The sequence below is a fragment of the Saccharothrix tamanrassetensis genome (assembly GCF_014203665.1).
Lineage (GTDB): Bacteria > Actinomycetota > Actinomycetes > Mycobacteriales > Pseudonocardiaceae > Actinosynnema > Actinosynnema tamanrassetense.
Genome location: NZ_JACHJN010000006.1, coordinates 119,575 through 136,614 on the forward strand (window position 1 = coordinate 119,575; position 17,040 = coordinate 136,614).

Consider the following 17,040-nt stretch of genomic DNA (forward strand, 5'->3'; position numbering starts at 1 on the left):
AGATGCGAGGTTTCTTCGCCATGCCCGAGAACTCCCCCCTGCCGCTGCCGCAGCGGCTCGACATCCCGATGAGCGACGGCGCCGTGCTGTCCGCGCTGCGCTACCCGGGCGGCACCTCGCCCTCGCCGGTCGTCGTGACGATCACCCCGTACCGCAAGGAAGCCGCGCAGAACGCCGACCTCGTGGCGGCGGTGCTGGACGCGGGTTACAACGTGGTGGTCGCGGACGTGCGCGGCTTCGGCGGCTCGACCGGCCCCTACCACGGCGTGCTGTCCGAACGCGAGGCCCGCGACAGCGCGGAGCTGCTGGAATGGTTGGCGGACCAGGACTTCTGCGACGGCCGCACGGCCATGGTCGGCGGATCGTACTGCGGCATCAACCAGTTGTCGGCCGCCGTGCGACGGCCGCGCGGGCTTCGCTGCATCGCACCGTGGATCGCGCCGACCGACACCTACCGGGACATGTGGAAGCGCGGCGGCATCCCGTCGCACACCGCGTGGGGCGCGCGGACGTTCCTCAACGCCCAACGAGACCAGACCCGCCGGGACGGCCTGCGGCACTTCTACACCGAGCTGGTGGACGAGCCGTTCGACACGGAACTGTTCCACCGCATCGACTTCGCGAACCTGGACGTACCCGCGCTGTTCATCGGCGGGTGGCAGGACTACTTCCTGCGCGGCACCGTGCGCGGCTTCCGCCAGGCTGCGGGCCCGAAGCGGCTGCTGGTGGGCAACTGGAGCCACGAACCGTTCCTCGGCCCGGAACTTCGTGCCGAACTGGTCGGCTGGCTGGACTTCTGGTTGCGGGACGGGAACGACAGCTCCACCGACACCCACACCGACGACAGCACGAATACCGGCACCGACTACCTCACGGACAACGTCCGGCTCTCGGTCTTCGGCACCGACGAGTGGACGTCGCACGCGGGCTGGCCCGAGCCCGACCTGACCCGCTGGGAACCGGTCGCCGAGCCCACGACGGTCGACGTGGCCGCGAGCCTGCTCAGCGTGCCGCCCGCGCCGCCGACCCCGGTGGATGTGCTGGTCGACCTGGCCACCGAGTCCGGGATGCGGCTGTGGGGCGAGTCCGCGACCTTCGACCTGCCGATCGACGAACCGACCGGACTGCTCGGCCACGTCGGCCTGACCGCCGTGCTGTCCGTGGACGGCTGCGACGACGTAGACCTGCACGCCCGCATCTCGGTGGTCCGGGCCGGCGAGGTCCACCAGGTCACCGAGGGCCGGCTGCGCGCCTCGCACCGGGCCGTGGACCCCGCCCGCAGCGAGCCCGGAGTCCCGTGGCACCCGCACGACCGCGCGGAGAAGCTGCCGCAGGGCGAGCCGGTCACGCTCGAGGTGGAGGTCTACCCCGTGCACCTGCGCCTGGAACCGGGCGACGCGCTGCGCCTGGGCGTCACGGTCACCCGGGCCGACGAGTCCGGGACGCCCGCCACCGCCACCTTGCTGCCCGGCACGGTCGTGCTGCTGCCCGGGAGCCGGTGATGCTCCGCCTGGTCGGCGGACGGCTGCTGTGGTCGGTGCCGCTGCTGGTCGTGCTGTCCGCGCTGACGTTCCTGCTGGCGTGGCTGACGCCCGGCGACGCCGCCCGCGTGGTGCTCGGCACCGACACCGATCCCGCCGCGTACGCGCGGGTCCGGTCCCAGCTCGGGCTGGACCGGTCGCTGCCGGAGCAGTACGGGACGTGGCTGGCCGGCGCGGTGCGCGGCGACCTGGGCCGTTCGCTGTTCACCGGCGAGTCGGTCGCCGCGGTGGTGGACTCCCGGCTGGCCGTGAGCCTGTCGCTGCTCCTGCTGTCCGCCCTGGTGATCGCCGTGGTGGGCGTCGCCGTCGGCCTGGTCGGGGCGTTGCGCGGCGGGGTGGTGGGACGTGCGCTGGACGGCCTGTCGGTGGTCGCGATGAGCGTGCCGACGCCGTGGCTCGGCCTGGTGCTGGTCGTGGTGTTCGCGGTGAACCTGGCGTGGTTCCCGGTCACCGGCTACGTGCCGGCGGCGCAGTCTCCGGGCGGGTGGGCGCTGTCGCTCGCGCTGCCGGTGGTGTGCCTGGCGGCGGGTGGGATCGCGGTGATCGCCAAGCAGGTGCGCGGCGCGGTGGTGGAGGTGCTGGGGCGTGCCTACGTGCGGGCGCTGCGCGCCAACGGGCTGCCCGCGCGGCGGATCATCTGCCGGCACGTGGCCAAGAACGCCGCCCTGCCGGTGGTCACGGTGTTCGGCGTGGTGCTGATCGGCCTGCTCGGCGGGTCGATCGTGGTGGAGCAGCTGTTCGCGCTGCCCGGCCTCGGCCAGCTCACCGTCACCGCCGCCGCCCAGCACGACCTGCCCGTCCTGCAAGGGGTGGTGCTCTGCTTCACGGTCCTGGTGGTCGTGGTGAACCTGCTGGTCGACCTGGTCACCGGCTGGCTGAGCCCCCGTGCGGTGACCCGGTGAACGCGTGGCGCGCGGTCGCGGGCCGACCGCTCGGCGCGATCTGCCTGGCGTGGCTGGGGCTGGTCGTCCTGGCCTGTGCCGGCGCCGACCTGATCGCACCCCACCACCCGCAGGAGCAGGACCTGTCGTCCGTCTACAGCGGACCGACGTGGGCGCACTGGCTCGGCACCGACCAGCTGGGCCGCGACATCCTCAGCCGGGTGCTGCACGGCGGCCGGGTGAGCCTGCTCGTGGTCGGCCAGGCGTTGGCCGCCTACCTGGTGCTGGGCTGCGCGGCGGGCGTGCTCGCGGGCTACCGGCGCGGACTGCTGGACCGGGTCGTGCTGCGGCTCGGCGACCTGGCGCTGTCCATGCCCGCCGTGGTGATCCTGCTGGTCGTGCTGGCGATCTTCCCGCACGACGAGTCGGCCGCCATGATCACGCTCGGCGCGCTGTCCGCCGCCGGGCTGGCCAGGGTGGTGCGGGCGTCGACGGTGGCCGTGCGCGAGGAGCCGTTCGTGGCGGCGGCGCGGGTCGCGGGCCTGAGCACGTTCCGCATCCTCGGCCGGCACGTGCTGCCCTCGGTCATCGGCCCGGTGATCTCGCTGGTCGCCCTGGTCGCGGGTTCGGCGCTGCTGGTGGAGGCCTCACTGGGGTTCCTCGGCCTGGGGGTGCAGCCGCCGGAGCCGAGCTGGGGCGGGCTGATCGCCGAGGCGTCCCAGGCGATCTACCGCCAGCCGTGGCTGCTGGTGCCCAGCGGCGGGGTGGTGGCGCTGACGGCCGTCGCGTGCGCGGTCCTCGGCGACGTCCTGCGGGACGCCACGGACGACCGCACGAGCCGGGAACCGTTGTCCTGGAGGCGGATGCGCACGCAGGTCACCCGGCGCCCCGGTGAGCCGCCGGACGAGGCCGCGGTGCTGTCGGTGCGCGGGCTGTCCGTGCGGTTGGCCGACGGCACCGCACTCGTCGACGACGTGGCCTTCGACGTGCACCCCGGCACCGCGCTGGGACTGGTCGGGGAATCGGGCTGCGGCAAGACCATGACGGTGTCCGCGGTGCTGCGCCTGCTGCCGCCGGGCGCGGTGGTCGAAGCCGCTGAGGTGCGGTTCGCCGGACAGGACCTGCTGTCCCTGGACGAACGCGGCATGTCCCGCGTGCGGGGCGGCGGTATCGGCTACATCGCCCAGGACCCGGTGGCCAGCCTGGACCCGCTGTTCACGGTGGGCGACCAGCTCACCGAAGCCGTGCGGCACCACAACCGGGGCGCGACCCGTGCGGAGGTGCGGCGGCGGGTCGTCGACCTGCTGGAGGCCGTCCACCTGCCCGACCCGCCCGGCGTGATGGCGGAGTACCCGCACCAGCTCTCCGGCGGGATGGCGCAGCGGGTGGCGATCGCGCGGGCGCTGGCGGGCGAGCCGCGGGTGCTCATCGCCGACGAACCGACCACCGCCCTGGACGTCACCGTGCAGGCGGAGATCCTCGACCTGTTGCGGGAGTTGCGGGACCGCACCGGCATGGCGCTGATCCTGGTCACCCACGACTGGGGCGTGGTCGCGGACACCTGCGACACGGCCGTGGTCATGTACGCCGGTCAGGTGGTCGAGCAGACCTCCGTGCAGCGGGTGTTCGAAGCACCCCGCCACCCGTACACGGAAGCGCTGCTCGCGGCCGACCCGAACGCGGCCGTGCCCGGCACCCGACTGCCCGTGCTGCCCGGTTCGGTGCCCGCTCCCGGCCACTGGCCCGACGGCTGCCGGTTCGCGCCGCGCTGCGCGTTCGCGACCGCCGAGTGCGCGGGTCCGGTGGCGATGACCGCCGAACCGATGCGCGGCAGCTACCGCTGCGTGCACCCGCGGCACGGCACGACGACGGGAGCCCGACGATGAGGCCGTTGCTCGACATCGCGAACCTCGAAGTGCGCTACGGCGACGCGTTGGCGTTGAGCGACGTCTCGCTGTCCGTGCGGTCCGGTCAGACCGTCGGCCTGGTGGGGGAGTCCGGGTCCGGCAAGACGACCCTCGGCAAGGCCGTGCTCGGCCTGGTGCCGGTGTCGCAGGGCGAGATCCGACTGGACGGCAAAGAGATCACCGACCTGGGGGTCAAGGAGCGGCGTGCGCTCAGCGGCCGGATCCAGGTGGTGTTCCAGAACCCGTACTCGTCGTTCAACCCCCGCCGCACCATCGGCCAGGCCGTCGCGGAAACCCTGCCCAAGGGCACCCCTCGGGACGAGGCGCGGGAACGCGTCGGCGCGATGCTCGACCGGGTGGGCGTCGACCGGGACGCCGCGCACCGCTACCCCGGCCAGTTCTCCGGCGGCCAGCTCCAGCGGATCGCCATCGCCCGCGCCCTGATGCCCGACCCGCGCCTGCTGATCTGCGACGAGGCGGTGAGCGCGCTGGACCTGTCGGTGCAGGCCCACGTGCTGAACCTGCTCGCCGACCTGCGTGCCGAGCGCGGCCTGTCCTACCTGTTCATCACCCACGACCTCGCGGTGGTCCGGCACCTCGCGGACCGCGTCGTGGTGCTGCGCCGCGGGGAGGTCGTGGAGTCGGGCCGGGTGGACGACGTCTGCGAGACCCCGCGCCACCCGTACACGCGGGCGCTGCTCGCCGCCGCGCCCGTGCCCGACCCCGTCGCGCAGGCCCGCCGCCGCGCCGAGCGCCGTGCCCTCGCCTGAGAAAGGACTCCTCCGATGCGAAGACTCCCCGCCCTGCTCGCGGCGTGCGCGCTGCTGGCCGCCGGCTGCTCCGGATCGCCGGCAGCCGCCGACGACACCCTCGTCATCGCCCTGCCCGCCCCGCCGGAGAGCCTCAACCCGGCGCAGAACGGCTCGGGCGGTCAGGGCATCGTGCACTGGCTGACCTACGAACCGCTGATCCGGGCCAACTCCGACGGCACGTTCAGCGCGGCGCTCGCGTCGGACTGGAAGTACGTCGGCCCCGGCAACACGTTGTTCGAGATGACCATCCGGCCGGACGTGCGGTTCGCCGACGGCACCCCGGTGGACCCGGCGGCCGTCGTCGCCACGCTCAAGTACTACCTGTCGAGCCCCGGCTCGATGAAGCCGTTCCTCACCGGCATCAGCGACGTGACCAGCGACGGCCCGATCGTCCGGGTGCACCTGACCGCGCCCAACCCGATCCTGCCGTACGTGTTCAGCCAACTGGTGAACTGGGGCGACGTGATCAGCCCCGCCGGGCTCGCGCAGCCCGACCAGTTGGCGTCGAAGACGTTCGGGGCGGGCGCGTACACGCTCGACGCGTCGGCCACCATCGCGGGCGACCACTACACGTTCGTCAAGAACACCAACTACTACCGGCCCGAGGCGCAGCGGTTCGGCAAGGTCGTGGTGCGGGTCGTCCCGGACCCGAACTCGGCCATGCAGGCGCTGACGAGCGGCCAGATCGACGTGAACCTGAACGCCACCGCGACGTTGGCCGACCAGGCACGGGCCGGCGGGGCGACGGTGCTGGAGGGCAACCCCGGCGTGCTGGCGCTGTACCTGGTCGACCGGGCCGGGCAGACCACGCCCGCGTTGGGCGATGTGCGGGTGCGCAAGGCGCTCAACCACGCGGTGGACCGCTCGGCGATCGCCGCCGCGCTGGGCGCGGGGTACAGCGCGGTCGGCCAGATCGCCGCCGCGGGCACCGACGGGCACGACCCGTCGTTGGACGGCACTCACTCCTACGACCCCGAGGAAGCGCGGCGACTGCTCGCGTCGGCCGGGTACGGCAACGGGTTCTCGTTCGAGCTGGTGGACCTCGTGACGTTCGGGATGAACACGGCGTCCCAGGCGGTGGCGGCGCAACTGGCCAAGGTCGGCGTGACGGCGACCATCCACACCGACGGCAACGACCTGAACCGGTACGTCGCCGACCTGTCGTCGCGGAAGTTCTCCGCCACCACGTTCCGGCTCAACACACCGCTGTTCGCGAGCGCGTTGTTCAACATCACCGGAGCCGCCTCGCCGCTCAACCCGTTCCAGAGCACGGATCCGGACGTCGACCGGGCGTTCACGGCGTTGGCCTCCGCGTCGGAGACCGAGCAGGAGCCCGCCGCGAAGGCGTTCAACCGCACGGTGGTGGACAAGGCGTGGTTCCTGCCGGTGGCGGCGATCCAGAACTACGTGTTCGCCAAGGGGATCGACGGTTTGGGGTCGTTCGCGCCGAACGGTGCGCTGGACGTGCTCTCCTGGGCGCCGCAGGGGAAGGCGTGAAGCCCCGTCCGTACGGTGAGCCGCCGGTGCCGGAGTCCGGGCGGTACCGGGACGTGGTGTTCGCCGACATCCCCGGCTTCCGGCCGCTGCTGCTGGACCTGACCGTGCCCCGTCCGGGCGTTCCGGTCGTGGTGTGGATCCACGGCGGCGCTTGGCTGCACGGCTCCCACCGTGCGACCGCGGACTCGCCGCCGTGGCTGCACGACCTGCCGGCACGGGTGCTGGACGCCGGGTTCGCGTTCGCCTCGGTGCAGTACCGGTTGAGCGGTGAGACGGCGTTCCCCGGCCAGTTGCACGACGTGAAAGCGGCTGTGCGTTGGCTTCGCGCGTTCGGGCCGGACCTCGGGTTGGACGTCGAACGGATCGCCGTGTGGGGCGAGTCGGCGGGAGGGCACCTGGCCGCGCTGGTGGCGCTGACCGCCGCCGTGCCGGAGTCGGAGGGCACGCACGGCGTGACCGGTGTCGGCAGCGGGGTGCGGGCGGCGGTCGACTTCTACGGCCCGACCGACCTCGCCCGGATGCAGGCGCAGTCCCCGCCGGGGTCCGCGCTGGACCACGACGCGTCGGACTCGCCGGAGTCGTTGCTGCTCGGGCATCCCGTGCGGGCCGACCCGGCGCGGGCGGACGCGGCGAGCCCGCTCGCGTACGCGACGGGGAACGCCCCGCCGATGCTCATCGTCCACGGCGAGCGGGACCGGCTGGTGCCGTTCGACCAGAGCCGGGTCCTCGGGGAGGCGCTGCGCGCCCGAGGTGCTCCGGTGGAGTTCCTGCCGGTGCCCGACGCGGACCACGTCTTCGCCGGCGTCGACCCGACACCGGTGATCGACCACGCGATCGACTTCCTCGGCCGCGTCCTCTAGATCCTCCGGAGGTTCGTCACTGGGGCCGAACTGTGCCCACCACTTGTATGCATCTCGTATATCAACCGCCTATTTCGCTCTGAGTACCGATGATCGGGGAACCGGCATGAAGATCGCACTGGTCCAAGTGGCCAGCCCACCAGAGGAGTCACCCGACGCCCGTCGCGCCCGCGTGGGGCGCATGGTCGCCGACGCGCGGGGCGCGGACCTGGTGGTGCTGCCCGAACTGTGGGCGGCGGGCTACTTCGCGTTCGACACGTACGCGAAGCGGTCCGAGCCGCTGCACGGGCCGACGCTGCAAGCCGCTCGGCAGTGGGCCGCCGAGCTGGGGGCACACGTCCACCTCGGCAGCATCGTCGAGCGCGACGAGCAGGGCCGGCTGTTCAACACCGCGATCCTGGTCGCGCCCGACGGGCGGATCGCGCACACCTACCGCAAGGTGCACGTCTTCGGTCATGCGTCACGGGAAGCCGAGCTGTTGACGCCGGGCGACACGCTCCACGTGGCCGACACCGCGTTCGGCCCGGTCGGCGCGACCACGTGCTACGACCTGCGGTTCCCCGAGCTGTGGCGGGGCCTGGTGGACCGCGGCGCGGAGACCGTGGTGGTGCCGGCGGCGTGGCCGGCCGCCCGTCGCGAGCACTGGCGGCTGTTCACCTCGTGCCGGGCGGTGGAGGAGCAGGTGCTGCTCATCGCGTGCAACGCGGTCGGCGTGCAGGACGGCGTCGAGTTGGCCGGGTGCAGCCGGGTGGTGGACCCGTGGGGGACCGTGTCGGCCGAGGCCGGTTCCGCCGAGGGCGTCACGTTCGCCGAGTTCGACCCGGCCGCGGTGGGCAAGGTGCGCGCCGAGTTCCCCGTGCTGGCCGACCGGCGCTGGGGGCGGTCATGACCCTGGCGCTGCACGTCGTGGGCACGGGCGAGCAGTTGGCGGTGGCGCCCGACCGGCTGGTCGTCGCCGGGTACACCGCGCGTGACGTCGCCTCCGTGGAGGCGCACATCGAGGAACTGGCCGCGATCGGGGTGCCGCGCCCGCCGAGCGTGCCCGCGTTCTACGACCTCGACCCTCGCCTGCTCACCACGGACGCGGTGGTGGAGGTCGGCGGGCCGGCCACCTCCGGCGAGGTCGAGCCGGTGGTCGTCCGGTCGGGCGGCCGGTACTTCGTCGGCGTCGGCTCCGACCACACCGACCGGGACCTGGAGCGGACCGACATCGCCGCGTCCAAGGCCGCCTGCCCCAAACCGCTGGGCGCACAGGTGGTGGAGGTGGACCTCGCCGCCGTGGACTGGGACGACCTCATCGCCGAGTCCAGTGTGGACGGTTGGCAGTACCAGCGCGGTCCAGTGGCCGCACTCCGACACCCGGCGGACCTCCTGGAGCGGATGACCGGGGTGCTCGGCGCCGTGGACGGTGATCTCGTGCTGTTCTGCGGCACCTTCCAGTTGCTGGCGGGGGAGTTCAGCTACGGCGCCTATTGGCGGGTGCACCTCGAATTCCCGGGTGGCCTCCTCCTGACCCACGCCTACGAAACCAAGCAGAGGAGTGCGTGATGCGCACTGGAGCCGAGTACCTCGCCTCGTTGAAGGACAGTCGTCGGGTCTACGTGGACGGTGTGGCGGTGGACGACGTCGCGCACCACCCGGCGTTCGCGCCGATCGCGCAGACGGTGGCAGAGCTGTTCGACCTCGCCGCCGACCCGTCGTCCGGGATGACCGTGCGGGACGGCGACCGGACGGTGAACCGGCTGTTCACCACACCGCGCAGCCGGGACGACCTGGCCGCTTTCCGTTCCGCCGCGACGACTTGGGCTGAGCACACGCACGGCTGGGTCGGACGCAGCCCCGACCACGTCGCCGCGTTCGTCGCCGCGTTCGCCGCGCACCCGGAGGCGTTCTCCGACGACCTGGCGGCGAACGTCGTGGCCTATCGCGAACGGGTGCTGGCCGAGAACCTCTACGTCTCCTACGCGATCATCCCGCCGCAGGTGTCCCGCGCGACCACGGCGAGTGCGTGGGACGGGGACTTCGTGCAGGTGGGTGTTGCGGAGGAGCGCGCTGACGGGATCGTGGTGCGGGGCGCGCAGATGCTGGCCACGGGTGGTGCGGTGGCGGACGAGATCCTGGTGTCCTGCATCAAACCACTCGGGCCGGAGGACCGGGACTTCGCGATCAGCTTCGCCGTGCCGGTCGGTGCGGACGGCTTGAAGCTGTTGTGCCGCAGACCTTACGCTCCGGCTGCGAGCAGTCGGTACGACTACCCGTTGACGTCGCGGTTCGATGAGACGGATGCGTTGTTGGTGTTCGACGACGTGTTCATCCCGTGGGAGCGGGTGTTCGTGTACCGCGATATCGCGGGTCTGCGTCGCCAGTTCTTCGAGACGGGTGCGCATGTGTTGGGCAACTGGCAGGCGCAGATCCGGTTCGCGGTGAAGTTGCGGTTCCTGGCCGGTCTGGCGAGGAAGGTCGCTGCGGTCAACGGGGTGGACAGGTTCCCCGGCGTGGTCGAGAAGCTGGGCGAGCTGGCGTCGCTGACGTCGCTGGTCGAGTCGGCGGTGCTGGCGGCCGAGCACACGGCGGAACCCGACGCTCAGGGGATGTGGCGGCCTGGCGCGCGGGCGCTGTACGGCGTGATGGGGCTGCAGGCCGAGCTGTACCCGAGGGTGCTGGCGATCCTGCGCGACCTGGTCGGCGGTGGGGTGTTGCAGGTGCCGTCCAGCGTGGCGGACATGACGAGCCCGGAGACGCGTCCGGACATCGATCGGTACGTGCACAGCCCCGGCGTGCCGGCCGAGGAGCGGGTGAAGCTGTTCAAGTTGGTGTGGGACGCGATCGGCAGCGAGTTCGCGGGGCGTCACCACCAGTACGAGATGTTCTACGCCGGGGCGCCGTTCGTGGCCAAGGGCTACGCGTTCCGCAACTACGGCTTCGAGCAGGCCGTCGCTTCCGTCGACTCGTTCCTCGGCAGTTACGAACTCTGATCCCCGGAGGGCGACATGACCGACACCGTTGTCGGAAAACGGAAAGCGCACAAGAGCTTGCCGCTGATCGCCGGTTCCAGCCTCGCGGGCACCGCCGTGGAGTGGTACGACTTCTTCCTCTACGGCACCGCGTCGGCACTGGTGTTCAACAAGTTGTTCTTCCCGGCCTCGGACCCGCTGGTGGGCACGATGCTGGCGTTCGCCACCTACGCGGTCGGCTTCATCGCCCGCCCGGTCGGCGCGGTGGTGCTCGGGCACTACGGCGACCGGAAGGGCCGGCGAGCCACGCTGATCGCCAGCCTGGTGCTGATGGGCGTGTCGACGTTCCTGATCGCGCTGCTGCCGTCGTACGCGTCGATCGGTGTGGCGGCCCCGGCGCTGCTGGTGCTCCTCCGCCTGGTACAGGGGTTCGCGCTGGGTGGTGAGTGGGGTGGCGCGGTGCTGCTGGTGTCCGAGCACGGCGACAGCTCGCGGCGGGCGTTCTGGTCCTCGTGGCCGAACGTGGGGCCACCGCTGGGCAACCTCCTCGCGGCGGCGGCGTTGGCCGGGCTCGGCGCGATGATGTCCCCGGAGGCGTTCCTGTCGTGGGGCTGGCGCATCGCGTTCGCCCTGTCCGCGGTGCTCGTCCTGATCGGCCTGTGGCTGCGGCTGTACGTCGCGGAGACACCGTTGTTCGAGCAGGCCAAGGCCCCGGTGGGGTTGCCCGCCGGGGTGGTCGTCCGGAAGCACTGGCGGCAGGTCGTGCTGGCCGCCGCGACCCGGTTCGGCGAGAACGCGGGCTTCTACATCTACTCGCTGTTCGTCATCACCTACGTGACGAAGATGTTGGGGCTGGACCAATCCGTGGCGCTCACCGCTGTGATGATCGGCCAGGGCGTCGCGGTGATTACCATCCCGCTGTTCGCGATCCTCGCCGACCGGATCGGGCGCAGGCCCATCTACCTGGCGGCCTCGGCGGCGACGATCGTGTGGGCGTTCGTGTTCTTCGGTCTGCTGGACACCGGGAACACCGCCGCGATCATCCTCGCGGTGTCCGGCGGTCTGCTCATCTTCGCCGCGTACAGCTCGGTCATCGGTGCCTTCTTCTCCGAGCTGTTCCCCACCGGAATCCGCTACTCCGGGGTCTCCCTGGCGTACAACCTGGCGTCGGTGCTCGCGGGTTCGCTCGCGCCGATCATCGCCATCGCCCTCTACAGCCGGTTCGGCACCGGCTTCGCGATCGCCGCGTACCTGGCCGTGATGGGCGTGGTGTCGCTGGTCGCGGCCTTGATCGCGAAGGAGACGCGGACGGTCGACCTGGCCGGCGTGCGGTAGGTCCGTGCGGCTTGCGGGCCAGGGAGGTACTGCGGTCCCCCGGGCAGGGTTGATCAGTTCTGCTGATGTGCCGCCCCCTCTTCGGCACAATGAGGGTGGAAGTCGGAGCCAGGGGGGCGCGATGAGTCCGGAAGTGGTCAAGCTCGATCCGCATCGGGCCGGACAGGCGGAACTGGCGGAGTACGTGCGGATCCGGCAGGCCAACGCCGACCCGGAGGACGACGAGCTGGACTTCGACAGCGTGGTGGCTCGGATGCGGAACCCGTTCCCCGGCCTCGGTGACGCGGCGTACTGGTTGGTGCGCAACGAGAACGGCGTCGTCGGGCTGGCCTACCTGAGGTTGCCGGAGGACGAGAACAGCCACATGGCGCTGACCGAGGTGGTGGTCGACCCGGAACATCGAAGGCAGGGCATCGGCACTGCGGTGCTGCGGGCGTTGCTGCCGGAGATGCGGGCCCGTGCGCGGCGAGTGGTCGAAGGCTGGCTGGTGGTGCAGGACAGTCCCGGTGACCGGTGGGCGAAGTCCCTCGGGTTCCGGACGGTGCGGACGGTCGTGCGGATGGGGTTGGAGATCGCCGACGCCGACCGGTCGCGGTGGGAGGTCCGGACGCCCGAGGGCTACCGGCTGGAGCGGTGGGTCGGGGCGGTCCCGGAGGGGTTGTTGGCCCCGTACGCCGAGGCGCGCAGCGCGATTCACGACGCACCGACCGGGCAGACCGAGTTCCGGCAGCCGGACTGGACGCCGGAGCGGATCCGGGAGGGCGAGGCGGAAGCCCGTGGGCAGGGTGTCGAGCAACGGGTCGTGGTCGCGCTGCACGGGGACGCCGTGGTCGGGTTGACCGAGGTGATCAGGCTGCCGCGTCGGCCTGACGAGTACTACCAGGGTGACACGGCGGTGCTCGCGGCACATCGCGGGCGGCGGATCGGGTTGTGGCTCAAGGGCGAGATGGCCCGGTGGCTGGTCGCGGACCGGCCCGGGTTGCAGCGGATCACCACCGCGACCGAAAGCGACAACGAGCACATGATCCGGGTGAACCGCGAGATGGGCTTCCACACCGTGAGGTCCGTACTCGTGCTCGCGCAGGACATCTCGGCACTGGGCGGGTAGTCGACCGCGCGGGCGCTGGGAGACCGCCCGCGCGGTCGCTCTGCCTAACCCCGACCGAGGACCAGGAAAGTGGGTTCCCACGAGGCGGAAGCAGGTCCAGCCAACTGAATAACCCTGACGGAATGCCGCTGCTGGACTTTTCGTCGTCAACTTTGTTCGCCGTGTACGAGGCCGAGTGCGGATCAACAGCCGTGGTCGGACACGACGCCTAGAGACCCCACGTCCGCCAGTTGACGGTCGTCGACCGCTCACCATCGGTGGCGACGAGGTCGTGGGCGGCCTTGATCACGTCGGCCAGCGGCAGCTCGGCGTCGGAGGGCCATTCCCGGTATGGGCCTGGTGGTCGTAGAAGGCCGGGTCGCCGTCCGGGTCGCCGCCGTTGGTGGTGATGTAAGAGCCGGTGGCGTCGGCGTGGGCGATGAAGCCGCGGTCGGGGGCGATGCCCAACCGGATCGCCACCCAGCCCTCGGCCCACGGGTCGGGGCGGGCCAGTTCGACCATCGGCGGGACCGGGCCGTCCTGTGCGGCGAAGTCGGCGGCCATGCGTTCCAGCAGCACGTCGAGATCGGCCGCACTCGTGATCGGAGCTGGCACCTCGCCCCTCTTGTACCAAGCCATCAACGACGCCACGGCGGTTTCCTCCGGTGAACGTGAACCTCTTGTAGTAGCCGTCCGGGTCGTGCACGGTGAGCGTGTCCTGCGGACCGGCTGCTCTTGCGCCAGGTCCGGACACTGGTCATCGGGCGATCTCCTCTCGAACTGCTGTGATCATCGACCGGGACTCACGCTCGGGCAGCGCCGGCTCGGAGAGCCGGTCGGCAACCTTCGTGTACTCGTCGATGTCGTCAGTACCGTCCCGGTACCGGGCGCCGGGGAGGAGATGCTGGAGCACGTGGCGGCGGGTGCGGCGGTCTGCATCAGCCCCCGGTCGATGGCCTCCTACTACCCGCGCCCGGACCTCGTGTGGCGGCCGATCACCGACATCCCGCCGCTGCGCATCGCTCTCGCCCGACCGGCGAGCAGCACCAACCCGCTGGTCGCCGACTTCGCCGAGGTGGTCGGCGAGCTGTCCGAAGTGGACGGCTAGCGCCTGCGGCGACCAGCCGAGCAGGTCAGCGAGCCGAGGGTTGGAGAGCGGGGTCAGCGGGCTTCCCTGGTGCGCCACAGCACCAGCACGAAGTACGGCGTGCCGACCAGCGCGATGACCAGCCCGGCGGGCACCTGCGCGGGTGCGATCACGGTGCGGCCCAACGTGTCCGCCGCGCTGACCAGCACCGCGCCGATGGCCGCCGCCACCGGGAGCACCCGCGAGTGCCTGCCGCCGACGAGCGACCGGGCCAGGTGCGGCGCGACGAGGCCGACGAACACCACCACGCCGATCGCGGACACCGCCGTGGCCGCCAGGATCCCCGCCGCGACCAGGATCGCCAGCCGTGACCGCTCGACCCGCATCCCCAGCACGCGCGGGGTGTCGTCGTCGAGGCTGTGCAGGTCCAGTTCCCGGTGCCGCGCCCACAGCAGCGGCGTCAGCACCACCAGGGACAGCGCGACCGGCAGCACCTGCTCCAGGGTCCGCCCGTAGGTCGAGCCGGACAGCCAGGTCAACGCCTTCGCGGTGTTCCACGGGTCCGAGGTGACGATCAGCAGCGTGATCAGGGCCATCCCGCCCGACCACATGGCGATGCCGATGACCACCAACCGGTCCGGTGCCAGTCCGGAACGCCACGCCAGGCCGTAGACCAGGCCGAACGCCACCATCGCGCCGATCCCCGCCGCGCCCGCGATGGACCACGCCCCGGCCAGTGGCACGACCGTGATCAGCGTGATGGCACCCACCCCGGCCCCGGCGGTGATGCCGAGCAGACCCGGTTCCGCCAACGGGTTCCGGCTCACGGACTGGATGCCGCAGCCCGACACGGCCAGCGCCGCGCCCGCCGCCAGCGCGGCCAGCACGCGCGGGAGCCGCTGGTCCAGCACGAAGGTCAGCGCGGTACCGGTGCGCCCGGCGAACCAGTTCAGCAGATCGCCCAGCAGCACCAGCCGATCGCCGGACATCAGCCCGACCACGGGCGCGGCGGCCAGCAGCGCGGCCAGCACCACGCCGACCGCCACCAGCCTGCCCCGCGACCCGGCCACGCCGACCCGCCCGGCGGGCGCCTGCCGCCCCGAGTGCCCAGCCGACGAACGGCCCCGCCGGGCGAGCCAGATCAGCACGACCGCACCGAGGATCGTCGTGGTGACGCCCGTCGGCACGCGCAGCGCCTCGGCCGAACCCATGACCGCGCGCAGCAGCACGTCCGCGCCGATCACCAGCAGCACACCGACCAGCCCGGACACCGGCAGCAGCACCCGGTGCCTGCCGAGCCCCGGCGCCAGCGGGATCAGCAGCCGGGTGATCACCGGGGCGCACAGCCCGACGAACCCGACCGGCCCGGCGACGGTCACCGCCGCCGCCGTCAGCGCCACGGTCAGCAGCACCGCGCCGATCCTGGTCCGCCGCACGCGCAGGCCGAGCACGGTCGCGTTGTCGTCGCCCAGCGCGAGGACGTCCAGCGACCGCCCCATCGCGATCAGCGCCACCACCGCGACCGCCACGACCGGCGTCATCCGCGCGGTGGCGTCGAGGTCGCTGACGGTCAGCGAGCCGCTGCCCCACGCGAACAGCCCGGTCGTCTCCTGCTCGTACATCAGCAGCAGCAGGATGGTCAGCGACTGCAACGTCAGCGCGACCGCCGAGCCGACCAGCACCAGCCGCGGACTGGCCGAACCACCACCGGAGAGCCCCAGCACCGCCGCCGCCGCGCCCAGCCCGCCGACGAACGCGGCGGCTCCGGCGGGCAGCGTCGGCAGGCTGACGCCGAACGCCGCGATCGCCACCACGGCCAGGTGCGCGCCCGCGTTGACGGCGAGCGTGTCCGGTGACGCCAACGGGTTGCGCGCCACCGACTGCATCCCCGCGCCCGCCACGCCGAGCGCGACACCGAGCAGCAGCGCGGTCAGCAGGCGTGGCACACGGGAGCCGGCGAGCACCGCGAGCGTTTCCGCGTCGCCTTGCCCGACAACGGCTTCGAGCACGTCGAGCACGCCGGTCGCGGACGTGCCCTGGGTGAGGTGGACGGCGGAGAGCGCGGCGATGAGCACCACGATCCCCGCCGTCACGGCGGTGGTCCGGAACACGTCAGGCGGTGACGGCCTCGACCAGCTGGTCGGCGACGTGGCCGACCGACCTGGGTCCGCCGAACGTCCAGGTGCCCGGCGCCAGCCGGACGATCTTCCGCGAGGTCACGAACGGCAGCCGCTGCCACACCGGGTTCTGCGCCAGGCCGGTGGTGAACACGTCCTCCTCGGAGGCGCTGTAGAACAGCACGGTCTTCGGGTCGGTCAGCGAGGTCAGGCCCTCGACGTCGGTCTGGCCCAGACCCCACTGCGGGTCGACCTGCCCGGTCCAGGCGTTCTTCAGGCCGACCTGCTCGGCGGCGTCGGAGACCAGCGATCCCTTGCCGAACGGCCGGATGTTGACCGTGCTGCCCTCCAGCCAGCCGTCCGCCATCACGAACGGCGTGCCGGTCACGCCCTTGGCCTCCACTGCCTTCCTGCCGTCGGCCAGCCTGGTGTCCAGGTCGGACAGCAGCTTGTCGCCCTCGGCGGACTTGCCGACCGCCTTGGCGATCATCCGGACGTCGTCCCGCAGCCGGTCGAGGTTGCGCGCGGCGTCACTGGCCTTCGTCACGATCACGGGGACGTACTTCTCCAGCTGCCCCACCAGGGTGGTGTCCCGGCCGGACGCCATGATGATCACGTCGGGGTCGAGCGCGACGATGGCGTCCACGCTGGGTTCGTTGCGCTTGCCGATGTCCTTGACCGAGTCGTCGAGCGGCGCCACGGAGTTCCACGTCCGGTAGCCGGCGGTGTCCGCCACGCCGACCGGCATGACGCCGAGCGAGGTGACGGTCTCGGCCTCGGCCCACTCCAGCGCGACGACCCGCTTGGCGGCGGCCTCCAGCTCGACGGCCTTGCCCCGCGAATCGGTGACCGTCACCGGTCCGCCGGCGGCGTTCGTCCCGCTCGGGGAGGAGGGGGTCTCCGTCGTGCCGCAGGCGGTCAGCACGATCGCGGCAGCCGCGATCAGAGCAGGGATGCGCATG

General features: G+C 72.0%; 15 protein-coding genes and 1 pseudogene. 12 read left to right on the top strand and 4 right to left on the bottom strand.

Annotated elements, in window-relative coordinates; translation table 11 throughout:
- The first annotated feature begins 20 nt into the window (after window positions 1-20).
- The 11 genes from FHS29_RS20040 to FHS29_RS20090 all read left to right on the top strand — a co-directional run bounded on the left by FHS29_RS20040 (window position 21) and on the right by FHS29_RS20090 (window position 12,895).
- Window positions 21-1,502: a CocE/NonD family hydrolase gene (locus tag FHS29_RS20040; RefSeq protein ID WP_184692603.1), complete on the top strand. Its 1,482-nt coding sequence runs from the start codon at window positions 21-23 to the stop codon at window positions 1,500-1,502.
- Window positions 1,502-2,443, top strand: a complete 942-nt coding sequence (locus FHS29_RS20045) for an ABC transporter permease (RefSeq protein WP_184692605.1) — start codon at window positions 1,502-1,504, stop codon at window positions 2,441-2,443. The genes FHS29_RS20040 and FHS29_RS20045 overlap by 1 nt, the downstream gene beginning before the upstream one ends.
- Window positions 2,440-4,308, top strand: coding sequence for a dipeptide/oligopeptide/nickel ABC transporter permease/ATP-binding protein (locus tag FHS29_RS20050; RefSeq protein ID WP_312865009.1), 1,869 nt, complete (start codon window positions 2,440-2,442; stop codon window positions 4,306-4,308). Before FHS29_RS20045 ends, FHS29_RS20050 begins: the two co-directional genes overlap by 4 nt.
- The gene (locus FHS29_RS20055; RefSeq protein ID WP_184692607.1) at window positions 4,305-5,099 is read left to right on the top strand and encodes an ABC transporter ATP-binding protein; all 795 of its coding nucleotides are present in this window, start codon (window positions 4,305-4,307) and stop codon (window positions 5,097-5,099) included. Before FHS29_RS20050 ends, FHS29_RS20055 begins: the two co-directional genes overlap by 4 nt.
- Window positions 5,100-5,114: 15 nt before the next feature.
- A complete protein-coding gene (locus tag FHS29_RS20060) occupies window positions 5,115-6,638 on the top strand; it encodes an ABC transporter substrate-binding protein (RefSeq protein WP_184692609.1) in 1,524 nt (507 codons plus the stop codon).
- Window positions 6,635-7,498 carry an alpha/beta hydrolase fold domain-containing protein gene (locus tag FHS29_RS20065; protein ID WP_312865010.1) on the top strand — a complete coding sequence of 288 codons (864 nt, stop codon included), beginning with the start codon at window positions 6,635-6,637 and terminating at the stop codon, window positions 7,496-7,498. Before FHS29_RS20060 ends, FHS29_RS20065 begins: the two co-directional genes overlap by 4 nt.
- A 106-nt stretch (window positions 7,499-7,604) precedes the next feature.
- Window positions 7,605-8,387 carry a carbon-nitrogen family hydrolase gene (locus FHS29_RS20070; RefSeq protein WP_184692610.1) on the top strand — a complete coding sequence of 261 codons (783 nt, stop codon included), beginning with the start codon at window positions 7,605-7,607 and terminating at the stop codon, window positions 8,385-8,387.
- Complete coding sequence (locus FHS29_RS20075; RefSeq protein ID WP_184692612.1) at window positions 8,384-9,046, top strand: DUF2848 family protein; 663 nt, start codon at window positions 8,384-8,386, stop codon at window positions 9,044-9,046. Before FHS29_RS20070 ends, FHS29_RS20075 begins: the two co-directional genes overlap by 4 nt.
- Window positions 9,046-10,473 (top strand): 4-hydroxyphenylacetate 3-hydroxylase family protein, encoded by a 1,428-nt coding sequence (locus FHS29_RS20080; RefSeq protein WP_184692614.1) that lies wholly within the window; start codon window positions 9,046-9,048, stop codon window positions 10,471-10,473. Before FHS29_RS20075 ends, FHS29_RS20080 begins: the two co-directional genes overlap by 1 nt.
- 15 nt (window positions 10,474-10,488) lie before the next feature.
- Window positions 10,489-11,787 (top strand): MFS transporter, encoded by a 1,299-nt coding sequence (locus FHS29_RS20085; RefSeq protein WP_184692616.1) that lies wholly within the window; start codon window positions 10,489-10,491, stop codon window positions 11,785-11,787.
- 121 nt (window positions 11,788-11,908) lie between these two features.
- Entirely contained in the window at window positions 11,909-12,895 is a 987-nt protein-coding gene (locus FHS29_RS20090; protein ID WP_184692618.1) for a GNAT family N-acetyltransferase, read from the top strand.
- A 208-nt stretch (window positions 12,896-13,103) separates the two neighbouring features.
- Here the strand turns inward: FHS29_RS20090 and FHS29_RS20095 are convergent.
- Both FHS29_RS20095 and FHS29_RS20100 read right to left on the bottom strand, forming a co-directional pair.
- Window positions 13,104-13,513 (bottom strand): annotated as a pseudogene (locus tag FHS29_RS20095) (Imm1 family immunity protein).
- A 118-nt stretch (window positions 13,514-13,631) separates the two neighbouring features.
- Window positions 13,632-13,787: a hypothetical protein gene (locus tag FHS29_RS20100; RefSeq protein ID WP_184692622.1), complete on the bottom strand. Its 156-nt coding sequence runs from the start codon at window positions 13,785-13,787 to the stop codon at window positions 13,632-13,634.
- Between FHS29_RS20100 and FHS29_RS20105 the strand changes: the two genes are divergently transcribed.
- On the top strand, window positions 13,776-13,982 hold the full coding sequence (locus tag FHS29_RS20105; protein ID WP_184692624.1) for a LysR substrate-binding domain-containing protein: 207 nt from the start codon (window positions 13,776-13,778) through the stop codon (window positions 13,980-13,982). The two genes, FHS29_RS20100 and FHS29_RS20105, sit on opposite strands and share 12 nt — an antisense overlap.
- Window positions 13,983-14,035: 53 nt before the next feature.
- On the opposite strand, the gene FHS29_RS20110 is transcribed toward FHS29_RS20105, so the two are convergent.
- Together FHS29_RS20110 and FHS29_RS20115 are read right to left on the bottom strand one after the other, a co-directional pair.
- On the bottom strand, window positions 14,036-16,072 hold the full coding sequence (locus FHS29_RS20110; RefSeq protein WP_184692626.1) for an iron ABC transporter permease: 2,037 nt from the start codon (window positions 16,070-16,072) through the stop codon (window positions 14,036-14,038).
- A 1-nt stretch (window position 16,073) separates the two neighbouring features.
- The gene (locus tag FHS29_RS20115) at window positions 16,074-17,039 is read right to left on the bottom strand and encodes an ABC transporter substrate-binding protein (protein WP_184692628.1); all 966 of its coding nucleotides are present in this window, start codon (window positions 17,037-17,039) and stop codon (window positions 16,074-16,076) included.
- Window position 17,040 lies beyond the last annotated feature (1 nt).

Bases quoted from the DNA above. Each gene is read 5' to 3' on its own strand.
- FHS29_RS20040 (WP_184692603.1), top strand. From the start codon at position 21: ATGCCCGAGAACTCCCCCCTGCCGCTGCCGCAGCGGCTCGACATCCCG.
- FHS29_RS20045 (WP_184692605.1), top strand. From the start codon at position 1,502: ATGCTCCGCCTGGTCGGCGGACGGCTGCTGTGGTCGGTGCCGCTGCTG.
- FHS29_RS20055 (WP_184692607.1), top strand. From the start codon at position 4,305: ATGAGGCCGTTGCTCGACATCGCGAACCTCGAAGTGCGCTACGGCGAC.
- FHS29_RS20060 (WP_184692609.1), top strand. From the start codon at position 5,115: ATGCGAAGACTCCCCGCCCTGCTCGCGGCGTGCGCGCTGCTGGCCGCC.
- FHS29_RS20070 (WP_184692610.1), top strand. From the start codon at position 7,605: ATGAAGATCGCACTGGTCCAAGTGGCCAGCCCACCAGAGGAGTCACCC.
- FHS29_RS20075 (WP_184692612.1), top strand. From the start codon at position 8,384: ATGACCCTGGCGCTGCACGTCGTGGGCACGGGCGAGCAGTTGGCGGTG.
- FHS29_RS20080 (WP_184692614.1), top strand. From the start codon at position 9,046: ATGCGCACTGGAGCCGAGTACCTCGCCTCGTTGAAGGACAGTCGTCGG.
- FHS29_RS20085 (WP_184692616.1), top strand. From the start codon at position 10,489: ATGACCGACACCGTTGTCGGAAAACGGAAAGCGCACAAGAGCTTGCCG.
- FHS29_RS20090 (WP_184692618.1), top strand. From the start codon at position 11,909: ATGAGTCCGGAAGTGGTCAAGCTCGATCCGCATCGGGCCGGACAGGCG.
- FHS29_RS20105 (WP_184692624.1), top strand. From the start codon at position 13,776: ATGCTGGAGCACGTGGCGGCGGGTGCGGCGGTCTGCATCAGCCCCCGG.
- FHS29_RS20115 (WP_184692628.1), bottom strand. From the start codon at position 17,039: ATGCGCATCCCTGCTCTGATCGCGGCTGCCGCGATCGTGCTGACCGCC.